This window comes from Dyella sp. SYSU CM1112 (assembly GCF_058216415.1).
The window spans coordinates 423,043-441,708 of record NZ_JBZEGI010000002.1 but is presented as its reverse complement, the minus strand read 5'-3'; the positions used below and the strand labels follow the sequence as shown (position 1 = coordinate 441,708).

Genomic DNA, 18,666 nt, shown 5'->3' with positions numbered 1-18,666 from the left:
AAAGGCGGTTAACTGACACCAGCGAGATCGCCGGCTTGTCACAACATTCCCCTATAACGCCTGATTCCAAAAACCATTGTGTTTGACTCTCCAGCGGATGCGAATCCATGCCAACGTCCTTGTTTTTCTTGCTCTGCTCGAATGTTGCAGCGCGTAAAGCTCATCCCGGTGAGCATGTATATAATCATACAATATGCTCAGAAGCGACAGGGCATGTCACAGTCCTATTTCGTAGGGGGATTTGCTTGATGAAACGCACTTTCGTGCTTGGCTTTATCTTTACGATGACAGCGGCGCTGCCGTTTGCTGCCATGGCCGGTCAGGCAACGCGTTCTTCATTCGGGCATACGGCGGATGGCCGCAACGTCGACATCGTGACGTTGACGAATAGTCATGGCATGCGCGCGCGCGTGATGAGCTATGGCGCATCCTTGCAGTCGCTATGGGTGCCGGATCGAAACGGCAAGCTGGCGGATGTGGTGCTCGGTTATGACACGCTGCAGGGTTATCTCGGCCGGCGTCAGTATTTCGGTGCAACCGTTGGCCGCTACGCCAATCGCATCGCGCACGGCACATTCACGCTGGATGGCAAGACCTACCACCTGACTTTGAACGATGGCGCGAATTCATTGCATGGCGGAACGAAAGGCTTCGACATGCAAGTGTGGAAGGTGCTCGACGTCAAGTCAGGCTCGACACCAAGCGTGACGATGGAATACGTCAGCCCCGATGGCGATCAAGGCTACCCGGGCACGCTGACGGTCAAGGCGACCTATGCGCTCAGTGACGACAATCAGCTCAGGATCAGTTACATCGCTACGACCGATAAACCGACCATCGTCAATATATCCAATCACACCTATTGGAATCTTGGCGGTGAAGGTTCCGGTTCGGTCATGCGTCAAGAATTGATGATTCCGGGAGAGGCCATCACGCCGGTAAGCGATGCGGCCTCGATACCCACTGGCAAAATCGTTCCTGTCGCCGATACACCCTACGATTTCCGGGTGGCGAAACCGATCGGCCGCGATATTCGCGATGGTCGTTCGCAGCAGCTTCTGTTTGGTCACGGCTATGACATGAATTGGGTGATCAGCCGCAAGGAAGTCGAACCACGCGTAGTGGCACGGGTGGAAGATCCCCTTTCTGGCCGGGTCATGACGATTTGGTCGAGCAAGCCAGGGCTGCAGTTCTACTCGGGCAATTTCCTGGACGGCACTACGGCCGGGAAAGATCATCACATCTATCGGCAGGGCGATGCCTTTGTTCTGGAACCCCAAGTGTTTCCCGACACGCCGAACCATCCTGACTTTGGATCCGCGCGCCTGGCACCCGGGCAGGTCTATCGAAACATCATTGTCTATCGTTTCGGCATCGATAACGCCGGGATAAAGCAAGCGCAATAGGGATGCTTGGAGAAGCGCGCTGATCTCGGTTCAGCGCACTCACGTGCAACAAGCGCTGGATACAGAGCAAGCATAAAACAAGGGTGAGTGTTGATCATGAAGCGAGTGCAATGGGCAGGGTGTCTGGCTTTGGCGATAGTGCTAAGTATCTCGGTATCGCATGCCGCCGATACGCAGCGGTGGAGTACCGCCAAAGCGAATGCCTGGTATGCGAAGCAGCCATGGCCGGTAGGCAGCAACTACATTCCCTCCGATGCCATCAATGAGCTGGAGATGTGGCAGGCAGCCACGTTCGACCCGGCACGCCTCGACAAGGAATTGGGTTGGGCGCAAGGCCTCGGCATGACTACCATGCGCGTGTTTCTGCACAACCTTCTGTGGGACCAGGACCGGGAGGGATTCAAGAAGCGCATCAACACTTTCCTGACCATCGCGGCCAAACATCACATCAAGCCAATCTTCGTGCTGTTCGATTCATGCTGGGATCCCGATCCTGTATTGGGGCCGCAGCATCCACCGATTCCCGGTGTCCACAATTCGGGCTGGGTGCAAGCGCCGGGTACCAAGATCCTGGACGATCCTGCGCGTTACCCGCAGTTGGAAGCCTACGTGAAGGACATCGTCGGAAGCTTCGCACACGACAATCGTATTCTCGCCTGGGATGTGTGGAACGAGCCGGATAACGATGGCGGCGGCAATTACGCTGCGGAGGAACCCAAAGACAAATTCCAGCGTGTGGCGACATTGCTGCCGCAGGTGTTTGCCTGGGCCCGTAGCCAGGATCCAATCCAGCCTCTGACCAGCGGGGTGTGGCACGATCCGGATTGGTCGAATCTGAATAAGCTCAACGCGGTCGAGCGCACGCAGCTCACGCAGTCGGACATCATCACCTTTCATAACTACGAGTTTCCAGAAGACTTCTTGCGTCGCGTGCAGCAATTGCGTGGCTATGGGCGTCCGATGATTTGCACGGAATACATGGCGCGTAGTGCCGGATCGACGGTTGATGGTGTATTGCCGCTAGGCAAGAAGCTTAACGTCGGCATGATCAACTGGGGTTTTGTGTCGGGCAAGACACAGACGATTTTCCCGTGGGATTCGTGGCAGCGTCCTTACACGCTGCAACCGCCGGTGATCTGGTTCCACGATCTGCTCAGGCAGGATGGCACGCCCTATCGCGAGCGCGAGGCGGAGATCTTCCGTGCGCTGAGCGGTGCGCCCAAGGGGGTAGTGCCGATGACCGCCATGTTGCCTGTAACGGACGCGGCGCGATAAGCATCGTGCGCTGACGCATCGCCATCAATCAGAAGGCCGCATGGGAGGCGGCCTTTCGGTTTAAGTAAAAGCGTCTGCTCATATAGTAGTACTAATAGAAAAACGGCCTAACCAGACATTCATCATCACCGGACAGCTCGCATTGCAGGCAGGCAGTCCAAGCCGAAGGGGAGACATCCATGAAACGCCATCCATTCGTTAGCTGCACCATGACCGTGCTTGCCGCATCGATCGCATCGCTGCTGGCGCCAGCTTATGCCGGTACGACGGCCGGTGCCTCGAGCCAATCCGCCGCCAGCCAGTCGGCTACAGCTATGGGCCAGGCACAGACCAGTGATGCACAGACATCGAGCAGCAGCACAAGCAACAACGCGCAGAAAAAGAAGAAGTCGGTCGATGCGTCCACACTTTCCACGGTAGTGGTAACACCCTTGCGATCCAGCTTGGGTTCGGCGGCGGAAATGAAGCAGGATTCGGACAACATCGTCGATTCGATCGTTTCCGAAGACATCGGCAAAATGCCGGACAACAGCGTCGCCGATGCCATGCAGCGCATCACGGGCGTGCAGATCGCACAAGGCTTCCAGGGCGAGACCGATACCGTTGTGGTGCGCGGCCTCCCCAATGTGGTGACGACGTTGAACGGTCGCGAGATCTTCAGCAGCACCGGCCGTCAGTTCGCGTTCCAGGATCTGCCGGCTACCGCAGTGAAAGGGGTGCAGGTCTATAAGACCAGCGATGCCAGCCTGCCTGACGGCGGCATTGCTGGCCTGGTCAACATGCAGCTATACCGCCCGCTCGATTTCCAAGGGCCGGAATTGGCGGCGACCATCACCGGCACCAACAGTGCCGAAGCCGCGCGTACCGACGGCAACGCCAGTTTGCTGCTGAGCGATCGCTGGCATACCGATGCCGGCGATTTCGGCGCATTGCTCAACGCCAGCATGAATACCCAGCACTACGACTACAAGACGGTGTGGGGTGATTTCCCGACGCTGTTGAAGAACCCCGGTGGCACGCCGGTGCGCAGCTCCAACGGCAACCTGGTGGAAGTGCCCAATCAATTCGGTGCCGACTACAACACTGGTTATCGCCGTCGGCCGGAGATCAACTACGCACTGCAGTGGAAGCCGAACAATAACACCGAGATCTACGCCGAAGGATTGTTCGACTACGATTACGACAGCTATAACCAGCCGTTTTTCTTCGATGGTCCGAACGGCTCTTCGAAGCTGAACTCTTACACCGTGGGTAATAACTGTTACCCGGATGCGTTGCAGGGCGCGTATTACGGTCAGACCGTATGCGATGCCACCAGCGCCAGTTGGACCGGCAGCGGTTATGCCGCCACCAGTACGCAGACGCACCAGGAGCATGGCCACGATCTGCAGAATTCGATCGGCATGAAATGGCATAACGATGCCTGGAGCGTGTCGAGCGACCTGTCCGATACGGCCTCCTCGTTCGAGGAAAATACGCTGATCGTGGACACCTTCCTCAAGGGTCCGCTTACCACCGTGTGGAACGGCACCGCAGGTAACCAGCAGAACTGGTCGATAGTCGGCAGTCCGCAAAACTACGCGAAGAATTACTACCTCAACGGCCTGTTCCAGACTTGGGACGATCAACGCGGCAGCGAGCTGGCATGGCGTGCCGACGCCGTGTACACGTTTGACTCCGGTTTCTTCCAGAACCTGCAGTTCGGTGTGCGCGCGGCGGATCATAAGTCCAGTTATGACGGTAGCGTGCAGAACTCGATCGCACCGCCTGGGGGCACTGGCGATATCCCGCTCAATCCGAACCCGGCCAATCAAGTGCTGGCCCGTTTTCCGTCCAACTATTTCTGCGCGCAACCGAGCAGTCCGGCATTGGCTGGGGGTTGGCTGAGTGGCTGTTACAACTATCTCGTGGGCAATGCCAATGCGATCCGTGCCTTATATGGCACCAACCTCGGCTTGGCTCCGGTCGATCCTGGCCGGTACTTCAACATCGATGAGAAGACCTATGCGACCTACCTGCAAACCGCTTACGCCACCACCCTGTTCGGCTTGCCGCTGGACGGCCTGATCGGCGCGCGCATGGAGAGCGTGCATCGCGATCTGGATGCCTATTCGTTCAACACCACCACCGGCATCTATACACCACTGCAATTGTCTACCCATGCGCCGGTCTATCTGCCGAACATCAGCGCGGTATTGCATTTCACCGACAACCTGCAGGCGCGCTTCAATGCCGCCAAGACGGTTACCTATCCGGATTTCGGCGACCTCAATCCATCGATTTCGCTAAACCCGGGGACCATCAACCGCGCGGGCGCCGGTAGTTCCGGCAACGCCTATCTCAATCCGATCCGCTCTACCAACTACGATCTATCGCTGGAGTGGTATTTCGCTCCGGGTAGTTACACGAGCGCTGGCGCGTTCTACCGCAATATCAACGGTTACATCCAGAACTACCAGACCAATGAAGTGATTGGTGGCCAGCCGTATCAGATTAATTCACCGCAGAGCGCCGGCTCAGGTTACCTGGAAGGTGTGGAGCTGGCCTACCAGCAGTTCTTCGACTTTCTGCCGGGCATATGGAACGGCCTTGGTACGCAGCTCAACTTCACTTACATCAACGGTTCGACCAAGTCGCCGGAATACATAGGCGGCCCGATGGTCACCGCGCCGCTGCAGAATGTTTCCAAGGACAATTACAACGTTGTGCTGATGTACGAGAAGTACAACTGGTCGATTCGCCTGGCGTACGACTTCCGCAGCCGCTACATCGACGGCTTCAATGCGCAGAACGTAGCTAGCGTGAACGATGAGATCGTGCCGGCGAACCAGGTCGATCTGTCGATTGGCTACAACCTCAATAACCACAGCACGATCGTGCTGCAGGCCACCAACCTGCTCGGTGCGGACCTGCACCAATATTGGGGTGACGGCACTACGCGTCCGCGCGATATCCGCTTCCAGGACCGTACCGTCAGCCTGGGCTTCCGTTTCAAGCTTTGATTTCCCCTCTGGAGCATCCGATATATCCGCGATGCTCCTTTTTTTATTCTTGCAGTCGCCGTGTGCGGCTGTGTCTTGTGAAATGTAATGCCTGTCGAGGAATAACCATGCCGCGCCCTATCTCTCGTTTTACGGCACTTTCCGCAAGCTTTTTATTTGGAGCGTTGGGCACCACCGTCGCGCTTGCGCAGGATCGTTCGCCGGATGTAGCTAGTGGCCAGTTGCTGGCCAAGGGAACGGGCTACGCTTCGGTCGTGCGCCTAACGAATCAAGGCGATCCACAAAGCGATGGGCGCCTGTTGTTGGTATTCGAACAGAATGGCATGGCGGGCATTCCGCTTTATGCAAGCAATGATGCCGGAAAGAGCTGGCATTTCATGGAGAATGTGGTTGATCGGGCGCATGCCGGCAATCCGGCATGGCAACTGCGGTGGCAGCCTAATATCTCGGAAGTGACGCGCGACAGCGGTGGCCTCAAGCGCGGCACGCTTTTACTAGCCGCCAATGCGACGCGCAACGACGCGAAGGGTCACGTGATGGAAGAGGACCTTCAACTCTATGCATCGACGGATCAGGGGAAGACCTGGCACTACCGTGGCTCGATCGTGCAGGGTGGCGGTCATCCCGAGGACAAGGACAATCACGGCGTATGGGAGCCGAACGTCCATATTCTCGACGACGGGCGGATGATTGCGTATTACTCGAGCGAACAGCACAAGCGGGAAGGGTTCAATCAAATTCTCGCCCACAAACTGTCGACCGACGGCGGCAAGACCTGGGGCAAGGAAGTCATGGATGTGGCGATACCAGGTGGTGTGGAACGACCTGGCATGGCTGTTGTGGCGCGGCTGCCGGACGGACGCTACGTCATGAATTATGAAGATATCGATGGGCCGAACAATGGTCAGGTCCATGTGAAGTTCAGCGCGGATGGCATGAATTTCGGCGATCCTGCTGATCACGGTACGCCGGTGCAGACGGAGGGCGGCGCATGGCCGGCGGCGTGCCCTGTAGTTGGATGGTATCCAGTGGGTGGGCCGCAGGGCGTCATCATTGTTTCCAGCGAGCGGGCGGGCGGTAACGGAGACGCAGCGGGGCGCAGTTTTTACTGGAACAACCACGGTGGCCGTGGTCCATGGTGGGAAGTCCCCGCGCCGGTACAAAAGGTCACCGGCAATATCCATGCGGGTTGGACGCAAGCTTTGCTGTTGCAAAAGGATGGCAGTTTTCTGCACATCACATCCTCCTCTGCACCCGAACTGGAACATGCATGGCGGGCTGCCTACAACGTGATGCTCTACGCGGATGCACCGCTCAATTTCAATCGCTATGAGGCGGAGGATGCGGCGCGCACGCATTCGGCTGTCATTGAAAACGCGAACGCTTCCAACCGTCGCATGGTGCGTATCGCGGCAGCGCCTTACGGCAGTATTCGCTTTGACATCTATCGTGAGCACGGTGGCGCACACGTTCTGCGGTTGCGCTACAGCGATATGGGGTTCCCTGCTGTACCTGAGCTCAGCGTCAACGGGAAAGCGATTGCTGTCGCCGCGAGCAAGGCAGACGGCAGCACGGGGTGGAAGTTCATGGACGTCAAGGTCAACCTGCGCAGCGGCGACAATGCTATCGAGGTGAATGGCGCACAGTATGTATACGATCTGGATTACATCGAGTTCATCAAGTAAACGGACAAATGCCGTGCTTTCGCGTGGAGAGCCATTCCGGCTCACTTGATGGAAGACGACGTGGCCCTTACTTGGACTTGACGTTGCGCCGCATCAGGCCTTGCTGCTGCGGCGCTTGCTGCTCAAATTTTCCCGTGTATCGGCAATGACCTTGAGCATGGCCTTGTGGGCCACCTCGGGTTCCTTGTCGCGGATGGCATAGAGCACGGCGCGATGCTGTGGCAGCGAGTATTTGAAATTGGCGGTGGTACGTGCCGACATGGTGAAGTAGCTGCTGAGAGCTGTCTCGATCACTGAAAATAGCGATACCAGCAGTTCATTGCCGGTAGCTGCAAGAATTGCCTCGTGGAAATCGATATCGGCGCTGGTCCAGGCTTCCGGGTCCGGCGCGGCTTCCATGGCGTCGAATGCCACCTGCATGCGCTTCAGCTGGGTGAGCGTGCGATGACGTGCGGCGCTGGCAGCGGCAGCAGGTTCGATGATTTCACGCATCTCGGAAAGCTTTTGCACGAAATCCGCCGTCGGCATCGAGGTACAGCGCCAAGCCAGAATGTCAGCATCGAGCTGGTTCCAGAATCGCGCATCACGCACGCGCGTGCCGACTTTGGGACGTGCCTCGACCAATCCTTTGGCAGACAGCACTTTCATCGCCTCACGCAGCGATGTACGACTTACTTCCATTTCTTCGGCCATGACGGCTTCCGGCGGCAGAACCTCACCCTGCTTTAGCGCGCCGCTCACGATGCGTTGGCCAAGCTGTTGCACGACGTGCCCATGCAGGTTGCGCGCGGTCAGCGGACCCGTGCCATTCCGGCTGCGACGCGAAAGTGCGGAGTGGGCAGCTCCTTTGGCGGCGCCGCCATCCCTGCCGCTGCGAAAAGATGCCATTCGGTCAATCTCCTTCTATGCCACGCCATGGAGCGGCTCGCGGGACAGACAATCCTTTGTTCAATCGCTGGCGAGGCCGGCCTCGAGCAGATATCAACTCGCTTACGCATTTAATGATGCCATGTTTAGCGGTAACGCTATAGAACCGGAGATTTTTACGTGCGTGCCGCTCAGGAGGAAAGCATGGGCGCGGGGCCGCTTGCCCGGGCGGTTGAAGCGATGGTCCGCGACGTTTTAGCGCGAATCCGGCCCGGACAGATGCCGCTGACACGCTTGAAAAGACGTCTGAATGCGGCCTCGCTGTTGTATCCGAGCTGCTCGGCCACGGACGCTACGGAGCGTTCGCGATCTCGCAGCAGGCGTTCGGCAACACTGACCCGCCATTGGGTGACGTACTGCATGGGCGGCATGCTCACTACTTGTCCAAATCGCTCCGCAAAGGCAGAGCGCGACATGCAGGCCAGCGAGGCCATGGTGCGCATCGTCCATGGATGGCCAGGATTGTCATGTACAGCTTGCAGCACTTTGCAGATGCGTGTATCCGTCAGCGCGGCGAACAGACCGCGGCGATCGGCATGGCGCTGGGCGTAATCGCAGACCGCCAAGGTAAAGAGCGCATCGGCGAGTTTGTTCAGCAGTACCTGGCGCCCAGGTACGTCGGCACGTACAAGTGAGGTCATCATGGCCGATAGGTTGCGGAATATCGGATCGGCCTGCGCCGCGCGCACCACGAAATAGGCGGGCAGGGCGTGGTGGAGAGGGTGTTGGGTGTGACTGGAGAAATGCAGTTCGCCGCAGATCAGGCTGGTGGGTGTATCGCTCACTTTCGAGGCGCGCAGATTATGCGGCGTGCCGTGGGGAAAGACGATCAGATCGCCGGGCTCCAATGGCAGGTTTTCGGCCAGCACCGCGCTCTCCGCCTGGCAGTGGCCGGAACCGACCAGATGGAAGATCCCGCATTCGTACTGGGGTTCTTCCATGAACCAGGATCCGCATTGGTGCAACTCGGCCACCACCTCCACCTTCAGCATGGACTGGTTGAGCAGGGACTCCAGGGCAGGCTCGATCCGCACGTTGCGTGGCACGTCGGCAAATGCGGAAAGGTGCTCGATGTACATGGGGCAACACTTCCTTGACTGGGCTCTATGCCAGTTATTCGAAGGAAGCTTCGCCTTGGTTACACCATGTGGAGGTTTATAGGTGGTTGATGGATACCCCTATACCTGCCAGCCGCGAATGAGACCGGCCTGCAACCAGGTCTGTAGCAAGGTCACCATACGTGCCAGTGCCGTAGATTCACCGTGGAACCCAGCAAGAATCGCGCAAAGGGCGGCAAAAGGCTCGCCACGTTGCGCGGCAGTCAATACGGCATGTTCATCGCTAGCCACGCGGCGGTAATGGACGACCATGGCATGGCGCCAGACCATGAAGTGGCGTGGGTGCGCAAGTCGCCGTAGCCGTGGACGTTTCGTTCCCTTGTCAGAGGCGCGGCGAAATGCGTCGACGTTGTGGGTTTCGCTTAGCCACAGCAAGTTGTTTTGCAAGAAAAGCTGCAAATTTGCCCAGGATTCGGCTGGAATCGAGGAGAGTTCGGCGAGGCCAGGGCTTGGCTCGTCGGCCGCGTCGAAGGCCTTGGAAATCGCCCAGTCAAGTGCTGCCATTTCGGCGAGCTGCGGTTCGTCGGACCTTGTCTGTTTCAGAAAGTCTGCGAGACCAGTCCCGTGCCAGCGAATGTTGTAATGCTGCGATGGACAAGCGTCGATATAGGCATAGAGCAAGGGTTCGAACTGACGCCCTGCCAGGCAGCGCAGGCCCGCGAATTCATGACCAAGCGCTTCGCACAAACGAGCGTGATAGCCATGCTGGTAAATGGCCAGCCGGTCGCCAGCGTCGGCGATGGTGTCGCCGCGAACGTCCGGAGGCGGTGCGCTTTGGTTAATGACGGCCTGCAGCATCTGTCGCTGCATCGCTCGTAGCGTCGTCATGCGGCGTCCTGCAAAAGCGGCTCGGCCAGTGTGCGGGCCACTTGAAGTTCGGCGATCAAATCGGCCAGAGGAGGAAAATGGTCGTCCCGTTCGATCATGGTCGATACGCGACCGAAGCGGCGTACGGCCTCGACATAAAGCTCCCACACGGGTCCGGATACGGGCGCGTCGTGCGTATCGATGATCAGCTGCGAACCTTGTTCGTAGCCCGCCAGGTGAAACTGCTGGACGCGTGATACCGGAATGCCGCGAAGGTATTCCAACGGCGAAAAGCCGTGGTTCATCGCGCTGACATGTATGTTGTTGACGTCGAGCAAGATCAGGCAATCGGCACGTTCCGCCACTGCAGCCAGAAACTCCCACTCCGTAAGCTGGGATTGCGCAAAGCTCACGTAGCTGGAGACGTTTTCCAGCAAGATGCGACGTCCAAGCCGGTCTTGTACACGATGGACCCGGCTTACGACGTGGTTTAGCGCTTCCTCTGTGTACGGCAGCGGCATCAAGTCGTGGAGGTTGATGCCTTGCACGCCGGTCCAGCACAGGTGATCGGATACCCAGGCGGGTTCAATACGCTTCGCCAGTGCATCCAGACGCTGCAGGTAGTCTTCGTCCAAGGGGTCCGTGCTGCCGATCGACAGGGAAACACCGTGCATGACCAGCGGGAAGCGTTCGCGGAAGCGATCCAACCACGTCAACGGCAATCCGCCGTCGATCATGTAGTTTTCCGACACCACCTCCAGCCAATCGACGTGGCCAGGGTTGGTCAGCAGCGCTTCGTAATGTTCCGTGCGTAAGCCGAGTCCGTAACCCAGATAAGGGAGTGCATCGGAACGTGGATTCGCCATGGCTTATCTCGCTATACCTGATAAGCAGGCGGAGCGTGCAGGGCACGCTCCGCCAAACCTATTACTTCTTCACAGCGGCCTGGGCAGCGGCGCAGTCAGCCTGGGTCTTCTGCATCGTGAAACCCTGGCCTTTGCAGGAGTTCTGACCCTTGCAGGAGTTGGTGGCCTGCTTGCAGGCGCCCTGTCCCTTACAGGAAGAAGAGTTCACGCACTTGATCATGGCATGATCACCTGCGGGGGCGCCGACGGGCGCAGCAGATACCGCAGCGGCGGCGAACAGGCCGGCCACCATGATGGCCATGGCACTGGCATTGACGGTCTTGATGTTCATAACTCAGGCTCCAAGAGGTAGTGTTCGCCGCAAAGCGGCTTTGGGGATAGTCGTTCGATATCCAGACATCGCTGGCCTGGCGATTCGAACGGCTGCATTGTGCTGCTCCATTCCTTCACTGGCTGCGCCCATGCATCCCGGTTTTATGCCCGATCGTCCGTCCCATCGCGGTTCTCATCGCCACAGGACCTTGGGCAAGAAAGCCTGGACGTCCGGACATGGCGGGGTTGGATGAGCCCACGCATCATGCGCTCACTTCATTCAAAGGAATATGTGCGATGCGTCATTTCATAGCGGCGAAGGCCTCGCGCCTGCTCGAGATCCTTTACAACTGGCGTTGGCTGGGGCCGCTGGTATTACGACTGGTGTTCGGCTACTTCTGGCTGGAGACCGGCATCGCCAAGGTCCATAACCTGGATGGGTTCACCCAGCGCTTCATGGGGTGGGGCATTCCCTTTCCTGCATTCAGCGCTGCGCTCTCCGCGTGGACGGAATTGGTGGGCGGTTTGCTCTTGATGCTGGGTCTCTTCACGCGCCTGGTAACCATACCGATGATCATCAACATGATCGTGGCGGTGACCCTGGTGGTATCCAGCAATTTGATGGGACTGGACGATTTCGTCGAGGCTGACGAAGTGGTCTACATGCTGATTTTCTTCTGGTTGCTGATGGCCGGCCCGGGCAAGATCAGTCTGGATACGCTGGTAGCGCGTTGGTTGGGTATACGCACGCGCGATGGCGCAGAAGGCATCAGCGCACGATAAACGACAGCAATAGCTTGCTGGCAATACTCCACATTACGATCGCAATGACCACATCCAGCACTCGCCATGCCATGGGCCTGCGGAATAAGGGTGCAAGCAGGCGGGCACCGTAGGCGAGCGCAAAAAACCAGATGAAGGAAGCTGTTGCCGCGCCTGTTGCAAACAACAGGCGCGGCAACATGAGCGGCCATGCTGAGGCCAGGCTGCCGATCAGCAGTACGGTGTCCAGGTAGACGTGGGGATTAAGCCAGGTAAAGCCGGCACATGTCGCGATGACCTGCCACATGCTGCGGGTGTTGCCGTGCATATCCGGCGTCAGCACTGCTGGATGCAATGCGCGCCGCAGGGCTTTTACGCCGTACCAAAGCAATGCCAGGGCGCCAGCGCAGGCAATAAGGGCTAACAGGTGCGGATGGCGGCCGACGGCAATGCCCAAGCCTCCCACGCCTGCCGCGATGAGCACGGCGTCGGAAAGGGCGCAAAATAGCGCCACCGGAAGTCGATGCGCCTGCAACAACCCTTGTCGCAGTACGAACGCATTCTGCGCTCCGATGGCAACAATCAGCGATGCTCCCAGCAACAAACCTGCCAGGAACGGCGCGTGCGACGACGCAGCGGAGATCAATAGGCAAATTCCTTGAAGACCGGGTCCACGCTGCCTTTCCACGGACCGTGGAACAGCTCCAGCTTGCGCTCAGCGGGAGTCTGGTTGGCGTCCACGATCTCGATGAGCGGTGCAAGGAAGAGGCTTTCGTCGGCACCGAGACGGTTGAGTCGCTGGCGGCGCTTCAAGCCGTGGGCGGCGATCTGCAAGGTTTCGCGAGCAAGGTCGCGCACCGTGCCATGGCGGAAGGGCAGCGTGAGGGCGTGCTTTGGCACGCCATCACGCAGGGCGTGTCGTTCCTCACGCGTGAAGTTCTTGATCAGGTCCCACGCTGCCTGCAGGGCCTCGTCGTCGTAAAGCAGTCCGACCCACAATGCCGGCAACGCGCACAGGCGGTTCCATGGGCCACCGTCGGCTCCACGCATTTCCAGATATTGCTTTAAGCGCACTTCGGGAAAGGCAGTAGTGAGATGGTCGGCCCAGTCCTTCATCGTGGCATGTGTGCCGGGCAGCTCGGCAAGCGTACCGGCCATGAAGCGCTTGAAGTCCTTTCCGGCGAGATCGATGTAACGGCCATCCTGGTAACTGAAATACATCGGGACATCGAGCATGTAGTCCACGTACCGCTCATAGCCGAAGCCGTCTTCGAAGACGAAGTCGAGCATGCCGGTGCGATCGGGATCGGTGTCGGTCCATACCTGAGAGCGATACGACAGGTAGCCGTTGGGCTTGCCATCGGTGAATGGGGAGTCGGCGAACAGGGCAGTCGCAATGGGCTGCAAGGCGAGACTGGTGCGGAACTTCCGTACCATGTCGCCTTCGCTGCTGAAGTCCAGATTCACCTGAACCGTGCAGGTGCGCGTCATCATATCCAGGCCTAGTGTGCCGACCTTGGGCATGTACTCGCGCATGATTTTGTAGCGGCCCTTGGGCATCCATGGCATTTCTTCGCGGCGCCACTTCGGCTGGAAGCCCATGCCAAGAAAGCCCAAGCCCAGGCCATCGGCGACATCACGCACTTCATCCAGATGTTTGTTCACTTCACAACAGGTCTGGTGGATGGTTTCCAGGGGCGCGCCCGAGAGCTCCAACTGACCGGCTGGTTCCAGTGTGATGTTGGCCTTGTCGCGGACCAGTGCCACCGGGGTGTCCCCTTCGCGCACAATGTCCCAGCCATGGCGCGCGGCGATACCCTCCAAGAGTGCACGGATACCACGCTCGCCCTCAAATGCAGGGGGACGTAAGTCATCCGTGCGGAAACCGAACTTTTCATGCTCGGTACCGATGCGCCAGGCATCGCGCGGCTTCTCTCCCGCCGCAAGGTAGTCGATCAGCTGCTGGCGGCCGTAAATCGGGGTGCTTTTGACGGCACTAGGAATGGACACAGGGCAAGCCTCACGGGGATAGCCCCCGACTATGGAGGCTTCGCGTCGCTCCGAAAAGGGGGGAGATGAAAAAAAATGTACGTGACAGTACAGCTACAGGATTGGTCATTGCCGAGCGGTGCGAGAGCATGTACAGCGCTCGGTCCAGGAAAGCCGTAAGAGCAGGAAAGGAAGGCAACGGCTTGAGCGGGCCCGTGCGTTTTTCGCCCGCTATTCGTTCGTGTCTGTTGCGGGGAACTCTACGCGCATGCGCGCTCCCGTACCTTCGCGGGCGTCCAGAATCTGAAAGCGCGCGCGGTGGCTGCGGGCTATTTCTTCGACAATGGCCAAGCCCAGGCCACTCCCCTGGCTATCGCTTCCGGTTGCCTGGTAGAAGCGTTCACGCACGCGTTCGCGTTCGGTCACTGGGATGCCGGGGCCGCTATCTTCGACTTCCAGGTAGGGCACGTCATCGTGGACGCCACACCGCAGCGTGATCCAGCCGCCGTTGGGTGTGTGACGCACGGCGTTGTCGACCAGGTTGATCAGGAGCTCGTGCAGCAGCCAATGAACGCCGGGTACCTGCACCGGCGTGCACTCTGCCCCGAGGTCGATATCGCGAGCAAGAGCCCGATCAAGTAGGGCGTCGGCCACGATGCCGATCAGTGCGTCGAGCTGGATCGGTACGAAATCACCCGGGTTGTGCGTCGATGGTTCGGCGCGCGCAAGCGCAAGTAACTGGTTAGTGGTGTGAGCCAGGCGATCCACGCTTCCTTGCAGACGAGAAATGCGTTCTTGCTGAATGGCATCCTGGGTTTCATTGGCCAGCACCTCCAGCTGCGCTTTCAAACCGGTAAGCGGGGTGCGTAACTGATGCGCTGCATTCGTCAGAAAATGCTGCTGCGCCACGGCGGAATCGCGCACTGTCACGAGTAGCGTATTGAGCGACTCCACTAATGGACGCACTTCGCCAGGAACCGGTTCCAAGGGGAGTGGCTGCAGGGATTGGGGTTCGCGGTGGGCGATGCGCTCGCGTAAACGATTGATCGGCCGCAATGCCACGGTAATGCCGAACAGACACAACCCAAGTACCAGCAAGAGCTGGATGCCATCGCTCAGGCCGATGACGGTATCAAGCCGGTGCACCACTCTGTCACGGCGGTGCACCGTTTCGCCGACGGTTACGACTACCGGCAGATTGCCCACTTGAGTGTGGTAGCTGACGATGCGCAGCGGTAACTCTTTGTAGAGCGCATCGGCATAAGCCAGGTTGTCGATCACGGTTCCTTGCGCAATGGGCAAGCCGTCATCGCCGCCAAGCGTTCGGCCATCCGGGGTGCTGATACGGTATAAGAAACTGTCGCGGGCTCCCGGATATAACCGCATCCAGGACATCGGTTTGTTTCGATCGCCGAAATGCGCCGGAGGCCCTCGCCTGAAGGGCGCATCGGGGGGCGGAGGAGGGTGCGCGCCAGGACCATGGAAGGGAATGTTGGGTTCTTCCACATAGAGTTTGCCGTCAGGAGCGCGTTGGACATGCGCTGCGATGGCGACCGCCGTACGCGATAGCGCGCGGTCGAAAACTTCATACATGGGAGTGACGTAAGTCCGATGGTCAGCCCAGATACTTGCCACCAACAGGAGCACAAGTGGCAGGAGCAAATAGCCGAGTAATCCTGTGCGAATGCTCGGTGCGCGCTTGGATCTTGGAAGGGTGGGCATGCTTTAGTCCGGGCTTGAGCCTGTTCAGTGTTTCTGCGAGCTACGTGCAGCCACCAAGCGGATTCTTACGCGTCATCCAGGCGATAGCCGAGTCCGCGAATGCCACGTACTGTCGCCGCATCGCCTAGTTTCGCGCGTAGTCGCGACACATGTACTTCGATCGCGTTACCGGAAATTTCTTCATCCCAGCTCACGATGGCCTGAATCAGGCGTTCCTTGCTGACCACGCGACCGCTGTGATGTGCAAGACATTCCAGAATCGACCATTCGCGCCGGGTGAGCTCCAGTACGCGTCCGGTATCGTCCATGGCGCGGCGGCCGGCGAGGTCGATGCGCAGGCGTCCTACTGCCATCTCATTGGAGGTGGCGGCGGTAGCGCGTCGAATCAGTGCGCGGCAGCGGGCAGCGAGCTCAGGCAGGGCAAACGGCTTTACCAGGTAGTCATCGGCACCCAGGTCGAGTGCATTGACGCGATCGTCCAGCCCGTCGCGAGCCGTCACGATCAACAACGGCAATGGACTTCCTTCCTTGCGCAGGCGGCGCACCAGCGTGAAACCGTCCTCGCCAGGCAGCCCCAGGTCGACGATCGCCAGGTCATAGTGCGAAGTGTCCAGGCGTCCCTGAACAGATTCGGCATCGACAACGGCATCAACCACATATCCGGCTGTTGCCAGCCCGCGGACGATGGCGTCGGATACCAGGGGATCATCTTCAACTAGCAGGATGCGCATACGGATGAATAGGCAGGAAGTTGCAAAAGCGTATCAGCTAATAAGCCGCTAATCCCTCGTTTTTCCAGCGGATACGCAGCAGACGCGATTGGCGAAATGCTGCCGTAAGGTTCGGCATCTGCGGGACGCGTGAATGAGCTTTTCAGGAGACATGAAAAAACCGCCTTGCGGCGGCTTTCCCATGTCTGCAATCAGGAACTCAACGCTTCATTGAATTGAAGAACTCGTCGTTGGACTTGGTGTTCTTCATCTTATCGAGCATGAATTCCATCGCTGCGAGCTCATCCATCGGGTGCAAGAGCTTGCGAAGGATCCAGATCTTGGCGAGCAGATCCGGATCGATCAGCAGATCTTCACGGCGCGTACCGGAACGGTTGATATCGATGGCTGGATAAACACGCTTCTCGGAAATGCGGCGGGACAGGTGCACCTCCATGTTGCCGGTGCCCTTGAACTCTTCGTAGATCACCTCGTCCATCTTGCTGCCGGTATCGATCAGCGCGGTGGCGATGATGGTAAGCGAGCCGCCTTCTTCCACGTTGCGCGCAGCACCGAAGAAGCGCTTGGGACGCTGCAGCGCGTTGGCATCTACGCCGCCGGTGAGCACTTTGCCGGAGCTCGGCACCACGGTGTTATAGGCGCGCGCAAGACGCGTGATCGAATCGAGCAGGATGACTACGTCTTTTTTGTGTTCAACCAGGCGCTTGGCCCGTTCGATCACCATTTCGGCGACTTGCACGTGGCGCACGGCTGGCTCGTCGAAGGTGGAGCTGATCACTTCGGCGCGCACGGTGCGTGCGATTTCGGTCACTTCCTCCGGACGTTCGTCAATCAACAGCATGATCAGGTGAACGTCGGGATGGTTGTATTGGATCGCCTGTGCCACGTTCTGCAGCATCATCGTCTTACCGGACTTCGGCTGCGACACGATCAAGCCACGTTGGCCGCGGCCGATGGGGGCGACGAGATCCAGGATGCGTCCGGTGATGTCCTCGGTCGAGCCATTGCCGCGTTCGAGCTTGAAGGCCTTGCGCGGGAACAGCGGCGTCAGGTTTTCGAACAGCATCTTGTTCTTCGATGCTTCCGGCGGATCGCCGTTGATGTCGTCCACCTTGAGCAGCGCGAAATAGCGCTCGCCTTCCTTGGGGTGACGCACGCGTCCGGTGATGTAATCGCCGGTGCGCAGGTTGAAGCGGCGAATCTGACTGGGCGACACGTAGATATCGTCGGGGCCGGCCAGATAGGACTCATCGGCCGAACGCAGGAAGCCGAAACCATCCTGCAGGATTTCCAGGACACCTTCAGCCCAGATGCCGCCACCCGAACGGGCGTGGGCCTTGAGGATATTGAAGATCACGTCTTGGCGACGCTGGCGGGCGACGCCTTCCTGGATGCCGAGCGATTCGGCGAATTCCAGCAGCTGGACCGGGCTCTTGCGCTTCAGCTCGGTCAGGTTGATGACGCGATCATTACTGCCGATGTCAGCATTGTCGTCGTCTACTGGAAGGCCATGCGGATTGCGTGGCTGACCGCCCTGGCCCGGCGGCCGTTGACCCCGCTCGTGGCGGCGACGGCGATTGCGGTCATTACGATCATTGCGGTCATTACGCCGCTCATTGCTACCCTGGCCTTGCCCCTGGTGTTGCGGTTGGGGAGCACCGTTGCCATTGCCGTTGTTGGCGCTATAAGGATTTTCGCGCAGCTCCTGGCCTTCATTGCCATAGCGCAGTGGCTCCTGGGCCGGGACGGGAGGCGCGGGTGCCTCGGAACGCACCTCGGTCGAAGGAGCAGGACGCTCCGCGGGAGGCATAGCCGCCTCGGCGGATCGCTCGCTCGGCGGGCTGGCATGACTGGCTGCCGCCGCGGATCGTCGTGGCGAACGAGTGCGGGTAGGCGTTTCACTTACAGGTTTGGTTTCGGCGCGGATGGCGTCGGACTGATCTTTGCTTTCGATATCGGACACGGGCAAACCTCACGGGGCGCCGTTGATGACAGAAGGGAGGACGAGCGTTGCGCGGAAACGCGCCGAGGGGCAGGACAGCCCCAACTGAAGAGAATCTAGCA

At 58.9% G+C, this 18,666-nt stretch carries 15 protein-coding genes; 5 read left to right on the top strand and 10 right to left on the bottom strand.

The features are described 5' to 3' along the window. Positions 1-248: 248 nt before the first annotated feature. From AC4HNJ_RS04995 to AC4HNJ_RS04980, 4 genes are all read left to right on the top strand, one after another. Positions 249-1,406 (top strand): aldose epimerase family protein, encoded by a 1,158-nt coding sequence (locus AC4HNJ_RS04995; protein WP_490478423.1) that lies wholly within the window; start codon positions 249-251, stop codon positions 1,404-1,406. Between the two features lie 96 nt (positions 1,407-1,502). After that, positions 1,503-2,681 carry a glycoside hydrolase 5 family protein gene (locus tag AC4HNJ_RS04990; RefSeq protein ID WP_490478422.1) on the top strand — a complete coding sequence of 393 codons (1,179 nt, stop codon included), beginning with the start codon at positions 1,503-1,505 and terminating at the stop codon, positions 2,679-2,681. Between the two features lie 179 nt (positions 2,682-2,860). Further along, a complete protein-coding gene (locus tag AC4HNJ_RS04985) occupies positions 2,861-5,683 on the top strand; it encodes a TonB-dependent receptor (RefSeq protein WP_490478421.1) in 2,823 nt (940 codons plus the stop codon). 107 nt (positions 5,684-5,790) lie between these two features. Beyond that, positions 5,791-7,368: an exo-alpha-sialidase gene (locus AC4HNJ_RS04980; protein ID WP_490478420.1), complete on the top strand. Its 1,578-nt coding sequence runs from the start codon at positions 5,791-5,793 to the stop codon at positions 7,366-7,368. Between the two features lie 93 nt (positions 7,369-7,461). On the opposite strand, the gene AC4HNJ_RS04975 is transcribed toward AC4HNJ_RS04980, so the two are convergent. From AC4HNJ_RS04975 to bufA2, 5 genes are all read right to left on the bottom strand, one after another. Continuing rightward, positions 7,462-8,256 carry a FadR/GntR family transcriptional regulator gene (locus tag AC4HNJ_RS04975; RefSeq protein ID WP_490478419.1) on the bottom strand — a complete coding sequence of 265 codons (795 nt, stop codon included), beginning with the start codon at positions 8,254-8,256 and terminating at the stop codon, positions 7,462-7,464. Positions 8,257-8,426: 170 nt separating this feature from the next. Continuing rightward, positions 8,427-9,374 carry a helix-turn-helix transcriptional regulator gene (locus AC4HNJ_RS04970; RefSeq protein ID WP_490478418.1) on the bottom strand — a complete coding sequence of 316 codons (948 nt, stop codon included), beginning with the start codon at positions 9,372-9,374 and terminating at the stop codon, positions 8,427-8,429. A 99-nt stretch (positions 9,375-9,473) separates the two neighbouring features. Continuing rightward, positions 9,474-10,241: an HvfC/BufC family peptide modification chaperone gene (locus AC4HNJ_RS04965; RefSeq protein ID WP_490478417.1), complete on the bottom strand. Its 768-nt coding sequence runs from the start codon at positions 10,239-10,241 to the stop codon at positions 9,474-9,476. Then, complete coding sequence (gene bufB / locus AC4HNJ_RS04960; protein ID WP_490478416.1) at positions 10,238-11,086, bottom strand: MNIO family bufferin maturase; 849 nt, start codon at positions 11,084-11,086, stop codon at positions 10,238-10,240. The genes AC4HNJ_RS04965 and bufB overlap by 4 nt, the downstream gene beginning before the upstream one ends. Before the next feature lie 61 nt (positions 11,087-11,147). Beyond that, positions 11,148-11,417 carry a BufA2 family periplasmic bufferin-type metallophore gene (bufA2, locus tag AC4HNJ_RS04955; protein WP_490478415.1) on the bottom strand — a complete coding sequence of 90 codons (270 nt, stop codon included), beginning with the start codon at positions 11,415-11,417 and terminating at the stop codon, positions 11,148-11,150. Between the two features lie 278 nt (positions 11,418-11,695). Here bufA2 and AC4HNJ_RS04950 point away from each other — a divergent pair, with 278 nt between their 5' ends. Next, entirely contained in the window at positions 11,696-12,181 is a 486-nt protein-coding gene (locus AC4HNJ_RS04950) for a DoxX family protein (RefSeq protein WP_490478414.1), read from the top strand. Here AC4HNJ_RS04950 and AC4HNJ_RS04945 read toward each other — a convergent pair. From AC4HNJ_RS04945 to rho, 5 genes are all read right to left on the bottom strand, one after another. Beyond that, positions 12,168-12,806, bottom strand: a complete 639-nt coding sequence (locus AC4HNJ_RS04945; protein WP_490478413.1) for a LysE/ArgO family amino acid transporter — start codon at positions 12,804-12,806, stop codon at positions 12,168-12,170. The two genes, AC4HNJ_RS04950 and AC4HNJ_RS04945, sit on opposite strands and share 14 nt — an antisense overlap. Continuing rightward, the gene (locus AC4HNJ_RS04940; RefSeq protein ID WP_490478412.1) at positions 12,803-14,170 is read right to left on the bottom strand and encodes a glutamate--cysteine ligase; all 1,368 of its coding nucleotides are present in this window, start codon (positions 14,168-14,170) and stop codon (positions 12,803-12,805) included. Before AC4HNJ_RS04940 ends, AC4HNJ_RS04945 begins: the two co-directional genes overlap by 4 nt. A gap of 210 nt (positions 14,171-14,380) precedes the next feature. Beyond that, positions 14,381-15,742 (bottom strand): sensor histidine kinase, encoded by a 1,362-nt coding sequence (locus AC4HNJ_RS04935; RefSeq protein ID WP_490478411.1) that lies wholly within the window; start codon positions 15,740-15,742, stop codon positions 14,381-14,383. Between the two features lie 194 nt (positions 15,743-15,936). Continuing rightward, positions 15,937-16,602 carry a response regulator gene (locus AC4HNJ_RS04930; RefSeq protein ID WP_490478410.1) on the bottom strand — a complete coding sequence of 222 codons (666 nt, stop codon included), beginning with the start codon at positions 16,600-16,602 and terminating at the stop codon, positions 15,937-15,939. A gap of 199 nt (positions 16,603-16,801) precedes the next feature. After that, on the bottom strand, positions 16,802-18,565 hold the full coding sequence (rho, locus tag AC4HNJ_RS04925; RefSeq protein ID WP_490478409.1) for a transcription termination factor Rho: 1,764 nt from the start codon (positions 18,563-18,565) through the stop codon (positions 16,802-16,804). Positions 18,566-18,666: the final 101 nt, after the last annotated feature.